The sequence below is a fragment of the Clostridium sp. MSJ-8 genome (assembly GCF_018918325.1).
GTDB lineage: Bacteria > Bacillota > Clostridia > Clostridiales > Clostridiaceae > Clostridium.
In genome coordinates this window covers 1-22,771 of record NZ_JAHLQH010000028.1, presented here as the reverse complement: position 1 = coordinate 22,771, position 22,771 = coordinate 1, and the positions used below count along the sequence as shown (strand labels likewise).

At 28.0% G+C, this 22,771-nt stretch carries 28 protein-coding genes; all 28 read left to right on the top strand.

Annotated elements, in window-relative coordinates; genetic code table 11:
• Entirely contained in the window at positions 1-612 is a 612-nt protein-coding gene (locus KQI77_RS05115) for a hypothetical protein (RefSeq protein WP_216389084.1), read from the top strand.
• Positions 572-976, top strand: coding sequence for a hypothetical protein (locus KQI77_RS05110; RefSeq protein ID WP_216389082.1), 405 nt, complete (start codon positions 572-574; stop codon positions 974-976). Before KQI77_RS05115 ends, KQI77_RS05110 begins: the two co-directional genes overlap by 41 nt.
• Positions 966-1,328, top strand: a complete 363-nt coding sequence (locus KQI77_RS05105) for a hypothetical protein (RefSeq protein WP_216389080.1) — start codon at positions 966-968, stop codon at positions 1,326-1,328. Before KQI77_RS05110 ends, KQI77_RS05105 begins: the two co-directional genes overlap by 11 nt.
• 119 nt (positions 1,329-1,447) lie before the next feature.
• The gene (gene efp / locus KQI77_RS05100; RefSeq protein ID WP_216389078.1) at positions 1,448-2,005 is read left to right on the top strand and encodes an elongation factor P; all 558 of its coding nucleotides are present in this window, start codon (positions 1,448-1,450) and stop codon (positions 2,003-2,005) included.
• 31 nt (positions 2,006-2,036) lie between these two features.
• Entirely contained in the window at positions 2,037-2,399 is a 363-nt protein-coding gene (locus KQI77_RS05095; protein ID WP_216389075.1) for a CD1247 N-terminal domain-containing protein, read from the top strand.
• A gap of 231 nt (positions 2,400-2,630) precedes the next feature.
• Complete coding sequence (gene spoIIIAA, locus KQI77_RS05090) at positions 2,631-3,539, top strand: stage III sporulation protein AA (protein WP_216389073.1); 909 nt, start codon at positions 2,631-2,633, stop codon at positions 3,537-3,539.
• Positions 3,521-4,039 carry a stage III sporulation protein AB gene (locus KQI77_RS05085; protein ID WP_216389071.1) on the top strand — a complete coding sequence of 173 codons (519 nt, stop codon included), beginning with the start codon at positions 3,521-3,523 and terminating at the stop codon, positions 4,037-4,039. The genes spoIIIAA and KQI77_RS05085 overlap by 19 nt, the downstream gene beginning before the upstream one ends.
• A gap of 13 nt (positions 4,040-4,052) precedes the next feature.
• A complete protein-coding gene (spoIIIAC, locus tag KQI77_RS05080) occupies positions 4,053-4,250 on the top strand; it encodes a stage III sporulation protein AC (RefSeq protein WP_216389069.1) in 198 nt (65 codons plus the stop codon).
• A gap of 10 nt (positions 4,251-4,260) precedes the next feature.
• Positions 4,261-4,641, top strand: a complete 381-nt coding sequence (gene spoIIIAD, locus KQI77_RS05075; RefSeq protein ID WP_216389067.1) for a stage III sporulation protein AD — start codon at positions 4,261-4,263, stop codon at positions 4,639-4,641.
• A 9-nt stretch (positions 4,642-4,650) separates the two neighbouring features.
• Positions 4,651-5,847: a stage III sporulation protein AE gene (gene spoIIIAE, locus KQI77_RS05070; protein ID WP_216389065.1), complete on the top strand. Its 1,197-nt coding sequence runs from the start codon at positions 4,651-4,653 to the stop codon at positions 5,845-5,847.
• A gap of 10 nt (positions 5,848-5,857) precedes the next feature.
• Entirely contained in the window at positions 5,858-6,412 is a 555-nt protein-coding gene (locus KQI77_RS05065; protein WP_216389063.1) for a stage III sporulation protein AF, read from the top strand.
• A gap of 13 nt (positions 6,413-6,425) precedes the next feature.
• Entirely contained in the window at positions 6,426-6,992 is a 567-nt protein-coding gene (locus tag KQI77_RS05060) for a stage III sporulation protein AG (RefSeq protein ID WP_216389061.1), read from the top strand.
• 40 nt (positions 6,993-7,032) lie between these two features.
• Positions 7,033-7,572, top strand: coding sequence for a SpoIIIAH-like family protein (locus KQI77_RS05055; RefSeq protein ID WP_216389059.1), 540 nt, complete (start codon positions 7,033-7,035; stop codon positions 7,570-7,572).
• Between the two features lie 137 nt (positions 7,573-7,709).
• A complete protein-coding gene (locus KQI77_RS05050) occupies positions 7,710-8,093 on the top strand; it encodes an Asp23/Gls24 family envelope stress response protein (RefSeq protein ID WP_216389057.1) in 384 nt (127 codons plus the stop codon).
• Positions 8,094-8,315: 222 nt separating this feature from the next.
• The gene (locus tag KQI77_RS05045; protein WP_216389055.1) at positions 8,316-10,205 is read left to right on the top strand and encodes a [Fe-Fe] hydrogenase large subunit C-terminal domain-containing protein; all 1,890 of its coding nucleotides are present in this window, start codon (positions 8,316-8,318) and stop codon (positions 10,203-10,205) included.
• A gap of 177 nt (positions 10,206-10,382) precedes the next feature.
• Entirely contained in the window at positions 10,383-10,787 is a 405-nt protein-coding gene (nusB, locus tag KQI77_RS05040; protein WP_216389053.1) for a transcription antitermination factor NusB, read from the top strand.
• An 11-nt stretch (positions 10,788-10,798) separates the two neighbouring features.
• Entirely contained in the window at positions 10,799-11,647 is an 849-nt protein-coding gene (locus KQI77_RS05035; RefSeq protein WP_216389051.1) for a bifunctional methylenetetrahydrofolate dehydrogenase/methenyltetrahydrofolate cyclohydrolase, read from the top strand.
• Complete coding sequence (xseA, locus tag KQI77_RS05030) at positions 11,637-12,833, top strand: exodeoxyribonuclease VII large subunit (RefSeq protein WP_216389049.1); 1,197 nt, start codon at positions 11,637-11,639, stop codon at positions 12,831-12,833. The genes KQI77_RS05035 and xseA overlap by 11 nt, the downstream gene beginning before the upstream one ends.
• Before the next feature lie 28 nt (positions 12,834-12,861).
• Positions 12,862-13,083: an exodeoxyribonuclease VII small subunit gene (gene xseB / locus KQI77_RS05025; protein ID WP_216389047.1), complete on the top strand. Its 222-nt coding sequence runs from the start codon at positions 12,862-12,864 to the stop codon at positions 13,081-13,083.
• A 71-nt stretch (positions 13,084-13,154) separates the two neighbouring features.
• Positions 13,155-14,021: a polyprenyl synthetase family protein gene (locus tag KQI77_RS05020; protein ID WP_216389280.1), complete on the top strand. Its 867-nt coding sequence runs from the start codon at positions 13,155-13,157 to the stop codon at positions 14,019-14,021.
• A 17-nt stretch (positions 14,022-14,038) separates the two neighbouring features.
• Complete coding sequence (gene dxs / locus KQI77_RS05015; RefSeq protein WP_216389045.1) at positions 14,039-15,892, top strand: 1-deoxy-D-xylulose-5-phosphate synthase; 1,854 nt, start codon at positions 14,039-14,041, stop codon at positions 15,890-15,892.
• A gap of 18 nt (positions 15,893-15,910) precedes the next feature.
• Positions 15,911-16,720 carry a TlyA family RNA methyltransferase gene (locus tag KQI77_RS05010; RefSeq protein WP_216389043.1) on the top strand — a complete coding sequence of 270 codons (810 nt, stop codon included), beginning with the start codon at positions 15,911-15,913 and terminating at the stop codon, positions 16,718-16,720.
• Between the two features lie 15 nt (positions 16,721-16,735).
• Positions 16,736-17,563, top strand: a complete 828-nt coding sequence (locus KQI77_RS05005) for an NAD(+)/NADH kinase (protein WP_216389041.1) — start codon at positions 16,736-16,738, stop codon at positions 17,561-17,563.
• Positions 17,564-17,576: 13 nt separating this feature from the next.
• Positions 17,577-18,026, top strand: a complete 450-nt coding sequence (locus tag KQI77_RS05000; RefSeq protein WP_216389039.1) for an arginine repressor — start codon at positions 17,577-17,579, stop codon at positions 18,024-18,026.
• Between the two features lie 14 nt (positions 18,027-18,040).
• The gene (gene recN / locus KQI77_RS04995; protein ID WP_216389037.1) at positions 18,041-19,744 is read left to right on the top strand and encodes a DNA repair protein RecN; all 1,704 of its coding nucleotides are present in this window, start codon (positions 18,041-18,043) and stop codon (positions 19,742-19,744) included.
• Between the two features lie 237 nt (positions 19,745-19,981).
• Positions 19,982-21,151, top strand: coding sequence for a SpoIVB peptidase (gene spoIVB / locus KQI77_RS04990; RefSeq protein WP_216389035.1), 1,170 nt, complete (start codon positions 19,982-19,984; stop codon positions 21,149-21,151).
• Positions 21,152-21,426: 275 nt separating this feature from the next.
• Positions 21,427-22,257, top strand: coding sequence for a sporulation transcription factor Spo0A (spo0A, locus tag KQI77_RS04985; RefSeq protein WP_216389034.1), 831 nt, complete (start codon positions 21,427-21,429; stop codon positions 22,255-22,257).
• A gap of 320 nt (positions 22,258-22,577) precedes the next feature.
• The coding region (locus KQI77_RS04980) for a MerR family transcriptional regulator (protein ID WP_216389032.1) at positions 22,578-22,771 on the top strand (194 nt) is incomplete at its 3' end.

Genomic DNA, 22,771 nt, shown 5'->3' with positions numbered 1-22,771 from the left:
ATGAGAAGTACTATATTATTGTCAAGGGATGGTGTAATATGCAACCATAAGTTTATAGCATATAATGAAATTGATTATAGAACGTTTGGACATAAACAGAAGATTATAATATTAGATGAGGAATTATATACTCGTAGAATACTTAACAGTTCAGAAGAAGAAGTACAGCAAGATGTTAAGAGATTATTTGGTGAGAATAATGATTTTGTATATGATTATTTTACTTTTAACAAGAAGAGAGAAACTATAGTTTATGCCATAAAAGGATTATCTAATATAAGAAGAATTTGTGAGAATGCATATAATGTTGAAGTTGAACCTATTCAATTAATAGCGGTTAATAATTTGAAACGTAAATATAATAAATTTAATTTGATGTTTGTATATAACTCTAATAATTATTATGTTAGTTATAATGGCAAGTATATTACAAGTACCATAGTTGATCCAGAAGTAAATATATTTATGAGAAGGGTAGAAGAAACTATAGATGATAGTATTACCATTATAGATAAGAGGATTTCAAACAGAATTAGTTTCAACATTATCGATGCATATAAAGAGGTAATAGATGACAAGAAGATATTTAAACAAAGATTTTTTACCACCTGATATTGCTATTAAGATATATAAACGTAAGTATAAGTACTATAAGAATATGATATTAGCATTATCAGTTATATTTTTAATAAGGATACCTACAGTGATTAAATCTTTTAGTAGAAATAAAAATATAGAGAATAAGAAAACATATACGCAAGATGTGGGATTACCAATTAATGAGATAGATAAATATCTACAATTGGGCAAGATTTCCTATAAAGCAAATATTACAGAAGATGAGAAAAAGTATGAGGTATCAGATATAGAACAACTTATTAGAATTAATAATAGTAATGTTATTATTAAAGAAATGGAGTCTTTAGAAGAAGGAGGTTATAAACTAGAAATAGAAAGTTGTGACAATGAAGAGTAAAATATTTATTATAATTATAGGGTTATTAAGTTTAATTATGGTTGAGAATTATATTATAAATTATAATTCTTCAAGTGAAGTGATAGAAACAATAGATGTTATTAATGAAACAGAAGAGGTAGATATTAATGATATAATAAATGAAATGAAAAATAAAAAATTTAATATATCTAAGATTACATCGTGTTATGATGGATATGAAGTTATTATAGACATTAATGGAGATATTGAAGGTGTACGTACCAAACTTAAAGGATTAAAAGATAATACTATAAAGAGTTATAAACTTGATATAGATAAAGGTGTTGTATCAGGAAACATAACTATTCAATATTCATTTAAGCTAAATTAAACAAAGTTAGTTGCAAAATTCTCTTTCTTTTGATAAAATAACTATGTTACGCTATTAAATTAGAAAATATACCATTAAATTTAGGTATCAATTTTATATATTTTTGGAGGGATACTATTATGATTTCAGCAGGAGATTTAAGAAAAGGAACAACTTTTGAACACGAAGGACAAGTTTATACAGTAGTTGACTTTTTACATGTTAAGCCAGGTAAAGGTGCTGCATTCGTAAGAACTAAGTTAAGAAACGTTATTTCAGGTGGTGTTACAGAAACTACTTTTAACCCAACAGCTAAGTTCCAAGAAGCAGTTATAGAAAGAAAAGAAATGCAATATTTATATTCTGATGGAGAGTTATACTACTTCATGGATCAAGAAACATTTGAACAAATTCCTTTAAACTATGAAAAAGTTGAAGAAGCTATTAAGTACTTAAAGGAAAACATGTTCGCAATAATCAAATTCTATAAAGGTGATGCATTCTCAGTAGAAGCACCAAACTTTGTTGAATTACAAATCACTCATTGTGAACCAGGAGTTAAAGGTAACACAGCTACTAACTCATTAAAACCAGCTACATTAGAAACTGGAGCAGTTGTTGGAGTTCCTATGTTTGTTAACGAAGGAGATACAATAAGAGTAGATACAAGAACTGGTGAATACATGGAAAGAATCTAATAATAGATTCTTAATATAAGGATGGTTATTAATGAAAGATATTAAAAATAAGTTGGATGTTCTACGAGAAGATATATCCAAGGTTGAAGAAGATAAATATAATAAGATATTCTCAGAAATGTATAATCTGTTAGATGCTTATTCTATAAAAATAGAAGAAATTTTGGAGAATCAAGCAGTATTAGCAGAGAATTTTAAATATATGGATGAAGATATTTCGGGAATTCAAGAAGAACTTTTTGAAGAAGTTACGTTAGAAGATTTAGAAGAATTCGAAGATGAATATAAAGAAATCTTATGTAAAAATTGTGGGAAACCTATTTTTATTGAAGAATCAACGCTTAAGGAAAATAAAAATATCAAATGTCCTTATTGTAATGAAGATATTAAATAGAAAAACGTCAAGGTTAATTTATTGCCTTGACGTTTTTTTGATCTTTAGGAAATTATATTTTGTCTATAGTTGAGAATAAGTATCTTAGATATAGGGTATAGGTAATATTAGAGTATACTACCTATATGGAAAAGACCTTATATTTTAATTTTTGTTCTTATAAATAATTCAGTAATATTTTTGTAACCTAAACATAAGATTAGATATAAACAATTTAGGAAGGGAAAAATAATGTTAGAAGAAGAGATTTTTAAGATATTTCCGCAAAAGTTATTAAAAGAATTAGCAGTGTATTTAGATAATTCAAAGCTTCAAGAAATAAGATTAAAAGAAGGCAAATATGTTATATTATATCTAGGTGAAAGAGAAATAGTTAATAATTATAAGGTTACTAGAGCAGATATAAAGTTTATTCTCCAAAGAATATCTAATTATTCATTATTTGCATTTGAAGATGAGATTAAGCAAGGATTTATAACTATGAAAGGTGGACATAGAATAGGGTTAGCAGGCGAATGTGTTATGGATGGTGATGATGTTCGAACAATAAAAAATATAACTTCATTAAATATAAGATTATGTAAACAAATAATAGGTTGTTCTAAAAAAGTTGTTCCATATATAGTAGAAGAAGGAGAAGTTAAGAATACTCTTATAATATCGCCTCCTAAATGTGGCAAAACTACACTTCTAAGAGATATAGTGAGAGATATATCTCAGAATTATAAGAAGAAAGTTGTAGTTGTAGACGAAAGAAGTGAGATAGCAGCTTGTTATGAAGGGGTTCCTCAGATGACATTAGGAATAAGAACAGATGTATTAGATAATTGTATAAAAAGTAAAGGCATGATTATGGCTATAAGAAGTTTATCACCAGAAGTAATCGTGTGTGATGAATTAGGAACTGATAATGATATAGCAGCACTTATGATGGCTTATAATTCTGGAGTGAAAATAATAACTTCTATCCATGGATATGGAATAGATGATTTAAAAAATAGAAGAATATTTAAAGATGTTATAGATAATAATATATTAGAAAGAATAATAATCTTAAGTAATAGAGAAGGTGCAGGAACTATTGAAGGAGTATATAGCAATTCTCAGGAGGATTTAGATAAATGGTTAAAGTTATTTTAAGTATTGGTATATTTCTTGTTTTTGTTATAATAGGTTATTTGTATGGAGAAATATATAGAAAAAGACCAATTGATCTAAAGGAATGGAATAAAGCTGTTTTATATCTTCAAAGTGAAATAATATATAATAATACACCTATACCAATAGCACTTAGTAATGTTGCAATGAAAATGAATGATACAATAAGAAGGTTATTCTTATGTTTATCTAATAATCTTAAAAACAATGACATAGATAGTTTGGCTTCTGAATTTCACAGAGTTTATATAGAGTATAAGAATGACTTTTATTTAGCAGAAGAGGATGAGGTAGTTATAGGAGATTTTTTTAAAGGAATTCAAGAATCAAGCTCATATGGGATAAATAAGGTGTTTGAACTAACATTAGAGAACCTTAAGATTAATATAGTAGATAGTGAAGAATTATCTAAGAAAAATACAAAGCTATATAGAAACTTAGGATTATGCATAGGTGCTATGATTTCTATTTTAATAATTTAGAGGGGGAGAGTATGTGTTAGACATAAGCATATTATTTAAGATAGGTGGAGCAGGCATTGTACTTGTGATTTTAGATAAGGTATTAACTAGTAGTGGTAAGAGTGAAATAGCAGCAATAACTAATATTGCAGGTATTGTTATTATACTTATTATGATTATTTCACTTATTAGTGATTTGTTTAATACAGTGAAAACATTATTTATGTTTTAGGTGAAGGAAAATGTTTTTAAAGATAATAGCATTTGCTTTGATAAGTCTATTTATGGTTTTGCTATTTAAAGACAAAAGGTCAGATTTGGTTGTTCTTATTCTGTTAGTATCAGGGATAAGTATATTTATTTTTGCATTTTCTGAACTTAAAGGTATTATTAGTTTTCTTCAAGAATTGTCAGAAACAGCTGGGATAAATATTGTTTATTTAGAGCTTGTAATAAAGATATTGGGGATAGCTTATATATCATCTTTTTGTAGTGAGATATGTAAAGATGCAGGGGCTGGTTCATTAGCATCTAAAGTAGAATTAGTTGGCAAAATATTTATATTAATTTTATCATTACCTATATTGAGGGCAGTTTTAGATACTATTATTCAAATTCTGTAGGAGAATGATATGAAAAAAATAATATTCAAAATAATTATTTTTATTGTAATGATTGTAACATTTACAAGTGGTATTAAAACTATTGCTGATGAAACAGAAGATGAACAAAATAAAATATCAGAATTGCAGGAGATATTAGAAGATAACAAAGAATCTATGGAGGGTTTATATAATTATATAGATGGACTTAAATTAGATGTTGAACTTATGAATGAATTAAATCCTAAAGAGTATGTAGAATCATACATAAAGGATGGAAAAGGTAATATATCTTTTGATAAAATGTTTGATGCTATAATTAGCCTAGTGTTTAAAGAAGTAAAAAGTGTACTTAAATTAGCAGTGATAATAGTTACTATAGGTATTATGGGCACATTAATAAAAAGCTTGCATGATTCGTTTAATTCTAAAGGAATTTCAGACGTAGCTTTTTACTCTTGTTATATCATACTTATAATGATATTATCAAAAAGTTTTCTTATATCCATATCAATTGCAAAAGAAGTAATAACTAATATATCTGATTTTATGGCTGCAATATTACCTATATTGGTATCTATGATAACGTTATCTGGAGGAGTTGTAGAAGCAACTACTATAGATCCTATATTGTTAGCGGTTGTTATGATTGTACCTAAGATATATAAGAGCATAATAATTCCTTTAGTCCTTATTTTTTTTGCTATGCAATTTGCCAATAATTTATCAAATGAACACAAGATAGATGGATTATGTAAACTAGTTAAACAAGGTACTATGTGGATGCAAGGGATAATTTTAACTATATTCATAGGGATATTAACAATAAGAGGAATTACAGGAAGTACAATTGATGCAGTAACGTTAAAAACTACTAAATTTGCTATTGATAATTTTATTCCTATAGTTGGTAAATCATTTTCGGATGCAATAGCTTCGGTAGCTGCATATTCATTAATAATAAAAAATGCAATAAGTTCTATAGGGCTTATTGTAATAATTATAATGATAGTATATCCACTTATAAAGATAGTTTTAACATCATTTATATACAAATTAAGTTCAGCAATATTAGAGCCTGTTAGTGATAAGAGAATAACTAGTTCTATACAAGCATCAGGGGAAGCAATGACAATAATTCTTTCTTGCATAATGAGTGTTAGTTTAATGTTTTTTATATTGTTAGCTATTATGGCATCAGCAGGAAAGTATATAGTAGGTATATAGGAGAATAGATATGGAGTCAATTAATAAATATATTATTACGTTAGTAGCTACACTAGTATTTATAACTTCTATAATGCTGGTTTCACCTGAAGGTAGCATGAAGAAGTACATTAAGTTGGTTTTAGGATTGATTTTAATATCTTCTATATTATCACCAATAGTTACTTTTCTAACTGGGGGAGAAAAAATTATAGCTAAAAGCATAGAAGCATATAAGGCTGAATTATTTGATGAAGGTGGAAGTGTTATGAACCAAACAAACGAATCAGAAGTTAGAAGAAAAACAATTTTAAATAACTTAAACAATAATTTGATAGATTTATTAAAAGAAAAATATAAAGATAATGATTTTGATTGTAAGGTAGATGGAGATGTAGATTTAAATGAAATGACTATTTCTATAAATAGAATTAATATATATATTTTTAATAATAATGTGAAAAAGATTCAAAAGGTAGATTTTGAAGATAATGTAGAAGATGACGAATTTCAAAGTGAAATTAAAAATTATCTAGCAGAAGAATTAGAAATAAATAAAGATAAAATAATAGCAATTTATTCTTAGGAGGATTGTAAATATGGACAAGGATAAAATAAAAAAAGAGCTATTAAAATTATTATCTGATAAAAAAATAAACAAAGTACTTATAGTACTTTTAGTAATAGTGTTTTTCTTGATTGTAGTTAGTGTATTAAAACCTGAAAATAATGATAAGGAGAAAAAGATATTTAATAATGCCGAAGAAGTTACTAATAATTTATCAGACTATGAGGAAAGGGAAACAAAAGAATTAGTTAGTATATTAGAGAAAATGGAAGGCGTAGGGAAAGTTGCTGTAAAGATAAATTTTGAAAGTGATGAAGTAAAGGTACCAGCTTATGAGAGTACAACTCAAACATCAACTACTGAAGAAGAGGATAATGGTGGAGGAACTAGAGTGAATGAACAAACAAATGAAAGTACAAGCATAGTTAAATCAGATGATGAGCCATATATATTAAAGACAAACAAACCTAATATTATAGGTATAGCAGTAGTTGCAGAAGGAGCTTCAGATAAAAAAATAAAACAAGATATAGAAAAAATAATATGTAATATTTATAATTTGCCTATAAATAAGGTTAATGTATATCCAATGAAATAGAAGCATAAAATAAATTAGAAATGTAATGGAGGTCATATAAATGACAAAAAAGCAAATAGGTATAATTTTTACATTATTAGCTCTTATAGTGTGTACAGCTCTATTAGCCGGTAAATTAAACAAGTCAGGACTTAATGCTGATGAAGATTTAGCATCAGTTTTATCTGAACAAGATCTACAAGGCAATAAAGATAAGGAAGAAGAAAAAGGTGATACAGAAACTATAGCAGCATCTGATTTTATATATGAAGCTATAAGTGAAAGAGATGAGAGAATAGCTCAAACAACTCAAGAAATAAATAATCAATTAGATAATCCTAATATTGATGAAACTTCTAAAGCAGCAGCTGCTGCTGAGCTTCAGAAGTTAACATTAAGAGTTGATACAGAACGAACAATAGAATCAGCACTTAAGAATAAGGGATATGAATATTCTATATGTATGATTTCACAAGATGATAAGAAGGTTGATATAACAATAAAGGCTGAAAATATTGATGAAACTGAAAGTGCAATTATACAAGAAATAGTAGAAAACTCTTCAGGAATTAAAGATGTAACTATACAGTATATTAAATAATACATTGTAATATAAAAATCCTTTTGATATAATTAATTAAATGATGGAGTTTAATATTTTCCATGAATTATTTATAAGATAATTAAAAAAGGAAGGAGAATTGTTACTTATATTTTTTTATGGTAACGAGTGAACATATGGATATGAATAATGTTGAAGAAAATATTGGAGTAGTTAAGATATCAGATGAAGTTGTAAGCGTTATAGCAAGTATTGCAGCAGAAGAAATACCAGGAGTTATAGGATTCCAAGGAGGAGTATCTAATAATATATCTAAGATAATAAAAGGCAAGAAAACTTCAGGTAAAGCAGTTAAGGTTTCACTAGAGGGAGAAAGAGCTTTTATAGATATTACATTGTCAGTAGAATATGGAATAAAGATAATGGATGTTGTAGCACAAGTTCAAGATAATGTTAAGAAAACAGTAGAAGCTATGACTGGGTTAGTAGTTGATTCGGTGAATGTATTAGTTCAAGACATATATTTACAAAAGAAAGAACAAGAAAAAGTAGAAGTATAATTAATAATCCTTTAGAAAAGCACTCTTTTATTATTAGTAGTAAAAGAGTGCTTTTAATTTTAAATTTTCATTAAAATACGATAAAGGCCTTTTTGTTTCTATCACCATACAAAATTTAGAAAAAAATATAAAGAAAGTAAAATGATAAGACGATATTTAAGAAGTGTACTTAATAAGTATATATGGTTAAAAGGTGAAGTTATTTAGAAAAGGTGAGTTTATATGGTTGATATGCAAGTAATAAAAGTTGATGAAGAAAAGTGTTCAGGATGCAATCATTGTGTTAGGGCATGTCCTGTTTTAGGAGCTAATAAGGTTTACATAAATGAGCAAGGAGAGACAAAAGTTACAATTAATCAAGAATTATGTATTCATTGTGGAAAGTGTATAGAAGAATGCGGTCATGACGCACGTAATTACACTGACGATATTGAAGTTTTTATAGAAGATTTAAAACAAAATAAAAATATATCCATGTTAGTTGCACCAGCAATAAAGGTGCATTTTGGTAATTATAAAAATTTATTTGGCTTTTTTAAAAGCTTAGGAGTACAAAAATTTTATGATGTATCTTTTGGCGCAGATATTACAGTTTGGGCTTATATGAAATATATGAAGGATAATACTGGTAAATCCTATATATCTCAACCGTGTCCAGCTGTTGTAAATTATATAGAGAAGTGTAGACCTGAATTAATTGATAATTTAATTCCTATACAAAGCCCAGTAATGTGTTCAGCAATATTTTATAAAAAATATGCTAAAGTAAAGGAAGAGTTAGCTTTTTTATCTCCATGTATTGCAAAAAAAGATGAGTTTAAAGATACCGGAAATATGATAAGCTATAATATTACTTTAGAAAAATTAATGGAATATATGAAAGAACACAACATAGATATTAATTCTTATAATGAAGTAGACTTTGAAGATAATAGTGCTTTTGGGTTCTTATTTCCTAGACCAGGTGGACTTAGAGAAAATGTTCAATTATTAGATGAAAATGTATGGATAAGGCAAGTAGAAGGGCATGACTTAGTATATAAATATTTTGATGAATTTAAAAGAAGAATTAATACACAAAAGAAAGTTCCAACTTTGATTGATGCATTAAACTGCGATCATGGATGCAATATTGGAACAGGAGTTGATAAGAAAAGCATTGATATAGATGATATAGATTTAAAACTTAATTCTGAAAAGAGCAAAAAAAATAAAAAAATTATTGTAAAGACAATGAATAAATTGGATAAAAAGCTTAAGTTAGAAGATTTTAAAAGGATTTATAAAGATAAATCTACAAAGAAAATTAAATTTCCATCTAAAGATGAAGAAGAAAAAATATATATAGATATGCTTAAAAAGACTGCTAAAAGTAGAAATATAAATTGTTATGCATGTGGATATAAAAGTTGTAATGATATGGTAGAAGCTATATATAATGGTGTTAACGTAAAAGAAAATTGTATAGATTATAATAAGGCTGTAGTAAAAAACAAGTTGAATGAATTACAAAATAAAAATAAAGAAGTAGAAGAAACTTTAAATAAAATAAATGTATTAAATGATGAAAAAGAGAAGTCTAGCAAGGTTTTAGTAGATAGTATTGCAGAAATAACTAAAGCATTAAATGAAGTTACAATTGGAATGAAAGATAATGTTAATGGTATGTCAAGTATAACAGAAGATGTTAATAACATGTTAGAGATAGCTGATGATTTAAATGTTAAAGTTGGAGATATGAAAAAGAGAGTGGAGAAATTTATGGTGTCAGGAGAAGAAATAGTTGCTATATCTAATCAAACTAATCTTCTATCTTTAAATGCATCAATTGAGGCAGCTAGTGCAGGAGAGCATGGAAGAGGATTTTCTATTGTTGCTGGAGAAGTTAATAAATTATCTGAAAAAAGTAATGAAGTTGCTACAACAAATATAAAAGATCAAAAAGAATTATTAAATAAAATTGGCTATATATCAGAAGTATCAAAAGTGCTAGAAATAAAAAATAAAAAAATTCAACAAACAATAAGTGATATGAACGATATTATGAAAATGACAACGGAGAAACAATCTGAAATAAATTTGGTTTTGTCAAAATTAGCCAATAGAGATTAAAGTATAATGTGCCTAGGTTTCGACTTGGGTACATTTTTTTTTACTCTTTAGGAAATTATATAAATTACTAGAATAGTGTTTCTTCATGTGTTAAAATTAATAAAGTTGATTATTATTTAATGAAATAGTGTATAATTATAATATGATAATTTTGGAGAAAATTTTGGAGGAAGTACAGTGAGTAGAAAAGAATCAAGACAAAAAGCAATGGAAATCTTATTTTCAATGGAGTTAACTAAAGATAATCCACAAGAAGCTTTAGAAAATTATTTAGATAATTATGAAGGAAATAAAGAAATTCTAGACATTAAATATATACAAGATATACTAGAAGGAGTATATGCAAATAAAACTAGTATAGATGAATTAATAAGTGCAAATCTTATAAAATGGAAGATAGAGAGAATATCTAAAGTAAATTTATGCATATTAAGATTAGCAATATTTGAAGCAAAAAATTTAGATGATGTTCCTGCAAAGGTTGCTTTAAATGAAGCTTTAGAAATTTGTAAAATATATTCAGATGAAAAATCAGTATCATTTATAAATGGAGTTTTAGATAAAATACTAAAACAAAAATAGGAGGTGCACTTATGGGGAAAATAATTAATGGTAAAGAAATAGCATTAAAAACAAAAGAAGAGATAAAAGCCTTTGTAGAAGATAATTATAATAAAACTGGTAAAAGACCTCAGATAGCATCTATATTAGTAGGTGAAGATGGAGGATCTATATATTATCTTAACAGTCAAGAAAAAGTAGCTACAAGTTTAGGTTTGTTATTTAAGAAGATAATACTTAAGGAATCAACTACTGAAGAGGAATTATTAAATTTAATAGATGAACTTAATAATAATGATGATGTTCATGGAATAATGTTACAAGTACCATTACCTAAACATATAGATGAAAAAACAATAGTTAATAGAATATCACCTAAGAAGGATATAGATTGTCTTAATAGTATATCTGTTGGAAAGTTATATTTAGGAGAAGATGGATTTATACCATGTACACCACATTCTGTTATTACTCTACTTAAAAGTTTAAATATTGATTTGTGCGGTAAGAATGCAGTGGTTTTAGGCAGAAGTAATATAGTTGGTAAACCAGTTGCTCAGCTTTTACTTAGAGAAAATTGTACAGTAACTATTTGTCATTCTAGAACTAAGAATTTACAAGAAGTTTGTAGTAAAGCAGATATATTAGTAGTTGCCATAGGTAAACCTAAATTTTTAGATGCTTCTTATGTTAAGGAAGGTGCAGTAGTTATAGATGTTGGAACATCTTCTTTTGAAGGAAAGATAACAGGAGATGTTGACTTTGATAAAGTAATAGATAAAGCAAGCTATGTTACACCAGTACCAGGAGGAGTAGGGGCACTTACAACTACATTACTTATAAAAAATGCATGTGAGGCAATGACTAAGTATGGAAATTAAAGTTTTAACAGTAACAGAAGTTAATACTTACTTAAAAAGAATATTAGATAATGATTTTATCCTTAACAATCTCTCTGTAAAAGGAGAGATTTCTAATTTAACTTATCATTATAGTGGACACATATATTTTTCTATAAAAGATTCTAGTGGTAAATTAAGTTGTGTTATGTTTAAGAGCAATGCTATGAATCTTAAGATGAAGTTAAAAGAAGGTATGAGTGTTATCATTAAGGGAAGAATATCTATGTATCCGCAAAGTGGTGCTGTGCAACTATATTGTGATGAAATAGAAGAAGAAGGCCTTGGTAAGTTATATATTGAATATGAAAAACTAAAGGATAAATTATATAAACAAGGATATTTTGATGATGATCATAAAAAGAATATACAAGGAATACCTCAGAGAATAGGAGTAGTTACTTCTGCAACTGGAGCAGTTTTTCATGATATTATAAATGTTACAAGGAAAAGAAGCTCACTAGTAGATATTGTTTTATATCCAGCGAAAGTGCAAGGAGAAGGCGCATATAAAGAAATAATACAAGGTATAGAATATTTTAATGAAAAAGAATCAGTAGACCTTATTATTATTGGTCGAGGTGGTGGTTCTATAGAAGAATTATGGAACTTTAATGAAGAAGAATTAGCAATCGCTATATACAATTCTAAGTTACCTATAATATCTGCAGTAGGACATGAGGTAGATTATACAATAGCTGATTTTGTTAGTGATATTAGAGCCGCTACACCATCTCAAGCAGCAGAGTTTGCAGTGCCTTTAGAAAGTGATATACGTAATTATATTGATAACTGTAATAAATCATTAGATAAAATAATAGAAAATATAATTTCTTCTGAGAAGGAAAAAATTGAGTCTTGTATGAGAATACTGAACTTGAATTCACCTATAACTAAAGTAGTTAATTCTTATAGAGAGGTTGAAGAATTATATAAGAGATTACAATTATCTATGCAGAAAAAAATAGACATAGAGAAACAGCAATTAATAGGTATGAATAGTTTATTAGTTGCACACAATCCTATTAATCTATTACAAAAGGGATATGCTATAATAGAAGATAATGAAGGAGTTATATCTACAAAAGATAGACTTAAAGATACAAAGCAAATAACTATAACATTAAAAGATGGAAAAGTACAAGGTGAGTTTACACCTCATGTATAAGGCTATAATATAACTAGGAGGAAGAATTATGGCAAAAAAAGAAAGCTATGAAGATATGATGAATAAGCTTCAAGAAACACTAAGATCTCTTGAAGAAGATGAACTTAATCTAGATGAATCTATAAAAGCTTATGAACAAGGCGTAAAACTAGTTAACAAACTAAATAAAACATTAGGCACTATAGAGGGTAAAATAGCAATAGTGAAGGGTAATAAAGAAGTAGAGGTAGAAGCTGAAACAGAAGACTAGAATATGGATATAGATAACTAGAAAGGAGTTCTTGTATACATGTTTATGTAGCAAGATAAAAGGATATAATGATAGATAAGTTAAAAGAAGAGATAGATGGCTATTTGAGAGAATATTATAAGGGTAAAGGATCTTATAATAAAATAATATATGAAGCTAGTAGTTATAGTTTAAATGTTGGTGGCAAGAGAATAAGACCTATATTTGCAATTCTTACTTATAAATTATACAAAGAAGATTATAAGAAAGTAGTTAAGATGGCAGCAGCTATAGAGATGATTCACACTTATTCTCTTATTCATGATGATTTACCTGCAATGGATAATGATGATTTAAGACGTGGTAAACCTACTAATCATAAAGTTTTTGGCGAGGCAATGGCTATATTAGCGGGTGACGCATTGCTTAATGAAGCTATGGAAGAGTTGTTTAGATATTCTATTGCTAATGGTGAAAATGCTCTTAGAGCATCTAAGGTTATAGCGGAAGCAGCAGGTAGTGAAGGAATGATTGGTGGCCAAGTGGTAGATATACTTTGTGAAGAAAAAACTAATGTAACAGAAGAAGAACTTAGATATATGCATTCTAAGAAGACTGGTGCGCTTATTAAGGCTTCAATTATATCAGGTGCAATATCAGCTGGAGCATCAGAAGAAGATATAGATAAGTTATCTGAATATGGAGATAAGATTGGGCTTGCTTTTCAGATCCAAGATGACATACTAGATATAATAGGAGATGCTAGCAAGTTAGGAAAAAATGTACATCACGATGAAGAAGGCAATAAAACAACTTTTATAACAATGTTTGGTCTTGATAAGTGTAAAGAAATGTGCAAGGAATTAACAGAATCATGTATATCTATATTAGATAGTATAGATAGAGATACTACCTATCTAAAAGAAATGACAATTAGATTATTAGATAGAGAATACTAAAAAAGGAAATGATAATAATGACAAATTACTTAGATACAATGAAGTTTCCTAAGGATATTAAATTATTAAACATTCAAGAATTAGAACAACTAGCAAAAGAGATACGAAGTTTTCTTATAGATAGTGTATCCGTAAATGGCGGACATTTAGCTTCTAACCTAGGGGTGGTAGAACTTACAATAAGTTTATTTAAAACCTTTGATCTTGAAGAAGATAAAATAATATATGATGTAGGACATCAGAGTTATGTTCATAAGATATTAACAGGTAGAAAGGATCAATTCTGCAAGTTAAGAAAGAAAAATGGATTAAGCGGTTTCCCAAAGAGAAGTGAAAGTATATATGATGCTTTTGATACAGGGCATAGTAGTACATCTATATCAGCAGCTTTAGGTATGGCTAGAGCAAGAGATATACAGAAGAAGGAGCATTATGTAATAGCTGTAATTGGAGATGGAGCACTTAATGGTGGATTAGCACTTGAGGCACTTAATGATGTGGGATTTCGCAAGACTAATCTTATTATTATATTAAATGATAACCAAATGTCTATTAGTAATAATGTAGGTGGGTTATCTAAACATTTAAATAATCTACGTATGGACCCTGCATATAATAAGCTTAAAGCTGATATAAACAATTCTCTTGGTAATTCAGATTTTGGTAAGTCATTAATCTATTCTATTAATAAAATAAAAGATAGTATTAAGCAATTAGTTGTTCCATCAATGGTTTTTGAAGATATGGGAATAAAATATTTAGGACCAATTGATGGACATGATATAGAGAAGATGAATGAAGTGTTTAATACAGCCAAGAAAATAGCAGGACCAGTTATAATACATACTGTCACTAAAAAAGGAAAAGGATATGAGTTCTCAGAGGAGAGTCCAGAGAAGTTTCATGGAGTGGCTCCATTTAATAAAGATACAGGAGAAGTTATAAAAAAAGTAGGAGAAACATATTCAAAGGCTTTTGGCTCAGCCATGGTTAAAGCAGCGAAGGAAGATTCAAGCATAGTTGCGGTAACTGCAGCTATGCCAAGTGGAACAGGACTTGTAGAATATTCTGAGAAATATCCAGATAGATTTTTTGATGTAGGAATAGCTGAAGAGCATGCTGTTACAATGTGCGCAGGTATGGCAGCTTCTGGTATAAAACCTGTATTTGCAGTATATTCAACTTTTTTACAGAGATCTTATGATCAGATTATACATGATGTATGTATACAGAAGCTTCCTGTTATTTTTGCAATTGATAGAGCTGGAATAGTAGGTAATGATGGAGAAACCCATCAAGGAATAATGGATATATCATATTTATCTTCAATGCCTAATATGACAATAGTTGCACCAAAGTGTATACAGGAAGTAAAGCTTTTGTTAGAATATGCATTAAAAGCTGAAATGCCAATAGCAATTAGATATCCTAAAGGTCAAGATATATTACCATTAGAGCCGAGACAAGATATTAAATATGGTAAATGGGAAATACTTAACAAAGGAAAAAATATTGCAGTAATATCAGTTGGAAAAATGACACAGTTTGCCACGAAGGCAATAAAGAAACTAAAAGAAGAAAATATAGATATTACATTGATTAATGCAACATTTATAAAACCATTAGACCTTGAAATATTAAAAGAATTGTCAGATAATAATTATAATATCATTACAGTTGAAGATAACGAGAAGATAGGTGGATTTGGCTCTTATGTTTTAAATACCCTAAATGATATAGGATATACTGGTAAGATGAAGATATTAGCTTATGATGATATGTTTATACCTCAAGGGTCTCTTGATGAATTATATAGAGAGTATGGATTAGATGATGAGGGAATATACAGAACAATAAAACAGATGTTATAGATTTTTGGTGGAGGCATTATGTCAGATAAAAAAGAAAGATTAGATATATTATTAGTTGAAAGAGGAATAATACCATCTAGAGAAAAAGCTAAGGCTAGTATAATGGCTGGTGAAATATTTGTAGATGGACAGAGAGTAGATAAGGCAGGAGAGAAGATACCTGTTACTGCTAACATTGAGTTTAAAGGGAAAGCATTAAAATATGTTAGTAGAGGTGGACTTAAGTTAGAGAAGGCAATGAAAGAATTTCCTATTGTACTTAAGGATAAGGTATGTATGGATATAGGCGCATCAACAGGTGGTTTTACGGATTGCATGCTTCAAAATGGTGCAAAAAAAGTATTCTCAGTTGATGTAGGATATGGACAGTTTGCATGGAAGTTAAGAACTGATGATAGAGTTGTATGTATGGAGAGAACTAATATTAGATATGTTACACTAGAAGATATAGGGGAACCTTTAGATTTTGCATCAATAGATGTATCTTTTATATCATTAAAAACAATTATGCCTGCAACAGTTAATTTACTTAAGAGTAAAGGAGAGGTTGTAGCACTTATTAAACCTCAATTTGAAGCAGGTAGAGAAAAAGTAGGGAAAAAAGGTGTAGTTAGAGATATAAATGTTCATAAAGAAGTAGTTTATGGAATAGTTGATTATCTAACTGAGAATAATTTAAATGTATTAGGGTTAAGTTATTCGCCAATAAAAGGACCAGAAGGTAACATAGAATATTTAGTATACTTTACAAAAGATCAAGAAAAACATAGTGATTTTAATAGAGATATGGTAGAAAATGTAGTTGAAGCATCACATAATGAAATATAATAGGGGATAAATGCTATGAAGAAGATAGGAATTGCTATTAACCCATCTAAAGATAGGGAAAATGAAATATTAGAAGAAGTAAAACAAAAATTTAGAGATAACTTTGAGCTAGAAGATATAGTCGTTTTTAATTCTTATGATGCACAATCTATACAATTAGCGAAAGATATAGAACTACTTATTGTTCTAGGTGGTGACGGGACATTACTTAGTGTGGCTAGAGAAATAAGTAAAGAAAGTAGCATTCCTCTTTTTGGAATTAATATAGGTAATTTGGGGTTCTTAAGTAGCGTTGAAATATCAAATATAGATTCAGCTATTGAGAAGATAAAAAATCAAGAATATACTATAGATAGAAGAATGGTGCTTAATTGTACTACTAGTGATGTAAGTGAAAATGCATTAAATGATGTAGTATTATCTAGAGGAACGTTATCAAGAATGATTGAATGTGAAGTATATATTGATAAAAAGTTATATACTGTATTTAAGGGAGATGGAATTATAGTGGCAACTCCTACAGGTTCAACAGCATATAGTTTTTCAGCAGGAGGACCTTTTATATATCCTAACCTTGATCTTATAACTCTTACACCTATATGTCCGCATAATAAGAGTATGCAAACTATAGTTGTTGGAGGCTCTAGCATAATAGAGATTGTCCCAAGAAATGGAATGGGAGAAATGTACTTAACAATAGATGGACAGAAAGCAAGTAAGGTTATGGGCGAAGAGATAATAACTATAACCAAAGCTAAAAAACATATTGGGGTACTTTTATTTAATGATTATGACTATTTTAATGTATTAAGGTCAAAAATATTAAATAATTCTAAAGAATGAGAGTGTGAAGAAAGTGAAATCAAAAAGACACAATAAGATATTAGAGATAATTAGTTCTAAAACAATAAATACTCAAGAAGATTTAGCTGAAGAATTAAAAAAAGCAGGTTTTGATGTTACACAAGCAACAGTATCAAGAGATATAAAGAATTTAAGGCTTATAAAAGTGCAAGGTGAGAATGGTACTTATAGATATGAAGCCCCTAAGGGAACAGATATAGATATAAGTGAAAAATTAAAAACTGTACTAGCGAATTTAACTGTTTCAGTTGAAAATATAGATAAAATGGTAATTGTTAAAACTGTTTCAGCAGGGGCAGCACCTGTTGCAGAAGCCATAGATAGTTTTAATTTCGATGATATTGCTGGAACAATAGCTGGAGAAAATACAATATTTATAATGGTGAGAAGTATTGAAGCAGCAGAAAAACTTGTAATAGAGATAGAAAAATTAATATTATAAGGAGTAAAAATTTTATGTTAATTCAATTAAATATACGAAATTTTGCATTAATAGAAGATATATCTATGGAATTTCAAGAAGGCTTTAACATATTAAGTGGTGAAACTGGTGCTGGAAAATCAATACTTATAGATGCTATTGATTATGTATTAGGCGGTAAGTTTTCAAAAGATTTAATTAGAACAGGAGAAGATAAGACTTATGTTGAAGCTATTTTCTCAATAGATAATGATAACTTAAACGAGTTATTAGATGAATTTGAAATAGATTATGATGATAACTTGATAATATCTAGAGAATCTACTTTAAGTGGTAGAAGTGTTATAAAGGTAAATGGTAAAAGTTTAATAGTTTCACAATTAAGAAAAATAAGAGAAAAGATATTAGATATACATGGACAACATCAGAATATAAGTTTACTACAAAGAAACGTACATATAACTTATTTAGATAATTTTATAGGTGCAGAAATAACTAAACCTTTAGAAGAATTCACACAATTTAAAGAGGAATTAATAGAGGTAAGAAATAGAATATCTAAGATAAATGGAAATGAGAATAATCAAAAATTAATAGAATACACTAAGTTTCAAATAGAAGATATTGAAAAGGCGAAGCTTAAAATAAATGAAGAAGAAGAATTAAAGGAAGAATTCGATATATTATCGAATGCTGAAAAAATAAATAATTCATTAAATATGAGTTATGAGCTGTTAAATGGAAGAGAAGATGGTAATTCTATAATAGAGTCTTTAGCAAAAGTCATATCAGAGTTAACATCTATAGAAAATCATTATGACATAATAAAAGAGAAAAATAGTGCTATATCCGAAGCTTATTATAATTTAGAAGAAATATCAAGAGATATTAGAGATTTAAGTGAAGAGATAGTATATGATGAAGATAGATTGGAGAAAATAAACGAGAGAATATATGTTATTAATACATATAAGAAGAAATATGGCAAGACTATAGAAGAAGTTTTAGAATATTATGAAGAACTAAAGAATAAATATAATGATCTTATTAATGCAGAAGAGATTCTAAAAGAGCTTAAGGAAGAAGAACAGAAGATTTTAGATAAGATGAAGGCTGTAGGTAAGAAGTTACACGATATAAGAGTTAAATATAGTGAGGCTCTAGAACAGAGAATACTTAAGGAATTATCCTATGTTGGTTTAGAAAAGTCTTCAATGAAGATTGCTATAGAACTTCAAGAAGATTATAATGATAGAGGATTTGATGATGTGTGCTTTATGATATCTACTAATACTGGAGAACCACTTAAGTCTCTAGAGAAGGTTTTATCTGGTGGTGAATTATCTAGAATAATGCTTGCATTAAAATGTGTATTTGCTGACAAAGAAGAAATAGGAACTCTTATATTTGACGAAATAGATACAGGAATAAGTGGTCAAGTAGGTCAGAGAGTAGGAGAGAAGATGTACCAAGTTTCCATTGGAAGACAAGTGTTGTGTATAACTCATTTACCTCAAATTGCAATATTATCAGATCATCATTATTTTGTATCAAAAGAAGTGAAAAATGGAAAAACTTATACAAAAGTTGAATTGTTATCTATAGAAGAGAAAATTAAACAAGTAGCATCTATGGTTGGTGGAGATAAAGTAACAGATGCAACATTACAAAATGTAAGAGAGATGCTTAGATTTTCAGAAAATAAAAAAAATGAGATAAAATCAAATAAAACTACATAAGATTTATGAAATAGGGGAAAAATAAAATCACTGAGAATAGGTGGTTTTATTTTTTTGTTTCATTGTAAATAAGAACAGTATTGTATATGGAATAACTTCACTATATTATTGATACTTGATTATAAAATGATATAACTTCCTATTAGATATAACATTAGGTAGTGTTAGAAAACTTAATATAGCATATTAGTAATGTAATGTGGGCAACTTATAAACAGAAGCAAAGGAGGAGATATCATGAGGAAACCATTTAAAAATTTAATAGGCTTTATTGTTGTCTCAATTTTGATTCTGGTAATAGTTACTATGAATAAAGATGCAGCAGATATTGTTGAGGATATGTATACTAGTAAAGGTTCCACTGTATATTCGGATGTAGAAACATATCCTAAAATAGACAGTGAAAAGGATAATTCAACTAATATGTCATCTATAACAACATCAGTATCTCCGGATAAAGATATAGACGTTGTTTTAGGAGGTAATTGTATAGGTGTTAAGTTATCTTCAGAAGGAGTATTAGTTGTTGGGTTCTCGGAAGTGTATAAAAATGAAGAGATACTTCAAAGCCCAGCTAAAGAAGCTGGTGTTGAAATAGGGGATATAATAACTAAGGTTGATAACATAGAGATAAAAGATTGTAAAACATTAATAGATTATTTAGAAGATAATAATAACAATACTATTAATGTGGAAGTAAAAAGAGAAAATAATACAATTAATAAGAAAATATCCTTAGTAGAGGAAGAGGATAATAAATATAAGATAGGATTGTGGGTTAGAGATTCAACAGCAGGTGTTGGAACACTTACTTTTTATCATGAAGGAACTCATAGATTTGGAGCATTAGGCCATCCTGTAACAGATGTAGATACTAACAAAGCTTTTAATATTAAGGATGGAAAACTTTTAGATGCATCTATTATAAGCATTAAAAAAGGAGAAAAAGGTTCTCCAGGTGAATTGAAAGGAATGTTTATAGATTCTAACAAACCAATAGGAACTATAAATAAAAATACTAATTGTGGCATATTTGGTAGTGTGTATGATACAATAGATTTATCAGATAACATAAGAAGAATTAAAGTTGGCTTTAGAAATGAAATAAAATTAGGTAAAGCATCTATTATAGCAACTATAGATAATGAAGGTCCTAAAGAATATGATATAGAGATTATGAAACTATATGATCAAGATAAACCTAGTGCTAAAAGCATGATAATAAGAGTTACAGATAAGGAATTACTAGAGAGAACAGGAGGAATTGTTCAAGGAATGAGTGGTAGTCCTATTATTCAAAATGGGAAATTAGTAGGAGCAGTTACACATGTTTTAATTAATAAACCTGATGTAGGTTATGGTATATATATAGATTGGATGCTTAAAGATGCAGGTGTTATTGAATAGATGATTATAAAAAAGAACATAAAAAATCACAATAAATGGTATATTAACAATAAATGTAAAAAGATTAAATATTTTAACAAAAACCCTTTACTTAATTTTAAAAATGGTGTATAATTTACAAATAGTGGAAGAGCTTTTAAAACAGAATATTCTAATAGAGGATATTTAATGACCAAAATAATAATAATATACTATAAAATTTAATAAGCTAATTAAAAAAATTTTTTATAGAAAATGAGGATTAATTTATAATAAGGGAAAAGGGGTAATAAATCATGGAAAACTCAAAAATTTCAGTTTTAATTGCAGATGATAATAAAGAATTCTGTAATATTTTAAATGACTATTTACTTAATCAAAAAGACATTATAGTAACAGGGGTAGCTAAAGATGGGAGAGAAGCTCTTGAATTAATAGAGAGCCAACAACCAGATTTAGTAGTTCTAGACATAATTATGCCACATTTAGATGGTTTAGGTGTTCTTGAGAGATTAAACAATATGGATTTACCTAAGACTCCAAGGGTAATAGTTTTATCAGCAGTAGGTCAAGACAAGATAACTCAACAAGCAATTACATTAGGTGCTGATTACTATGTAGTAAAGCCTTTTGATATGGATATATTCACAAAGAGAATAAGAGAAATGTTTAGTACAAATGTAGTTGTAAATAATAATGTAGTAGAATCTGAGAAGAGAATGAATCAAGTTCCATTAGTTCAAAGAGAAGCAGCAGCAACTAGTAAGGAACCTATGGATTTAGAAACAGAGATAACAAGTATTATTCATGAGATAGGTGTACCAGCTCATATTAAAGGATATATGTACTTAAGAGAAGCTATTACAATGGTAGTTAATGATATGGAATTACTTTCAGCAGTAACAAAGGAATTATACCCATCAATAGCTAAGAAGTATAATACAACAGCATCAAGAGTTGAAAGAGCAATAAGACATGCTATAGAAGTAGCTTGGAGCAGAGGACAAATAGATGCTATAAATAGAATATTTGGTTATACAGTTCATGGTGAAAAAGGAAAACCTACTAATTCAGAATTTATAGCAATTATTGCTGATAAATTAAGATTAAAGAATAAAGTAAGCTAAAGCTAGTAATAGAATCGTAGTTAAAGAATTTATCATTAATATTAATACTTATAAGTACAAAAAGGAGATAATAGAGAGTAGTGTTAATTAATACTATTCTCTTTTTTCTATGTATAACGTGGATAATTATTTATATTTTTTAACAGTTATGTTTTAATCTTTATCGCTTATTTTATATGACGAGGGTTGTTGAGAATATTATGAATATGGTATAATTAGTAGAATTTGATTTTGGAGGTTTTTAACAGTTAAAAATAATCTATAAAAATCTGTAAAAATATATTTCTATTTATGATATAATCTTATTGAGGTGATAAGTTGTGAAATATTACTCAATAGGAGAATTTGCAAACAGAATAGGAAAGACTATTCAAACTCTTAGGAATTGGGATAAGAAAAATATATTAAAGCCATCTCATGTAACACAAGGTGGAACAAGATATTATTCTCAAGAGCAACTTAATCATTTTTTAGGTTTAAAGTCAGAAAAACAAATAAATAAAAAAATAGTAGG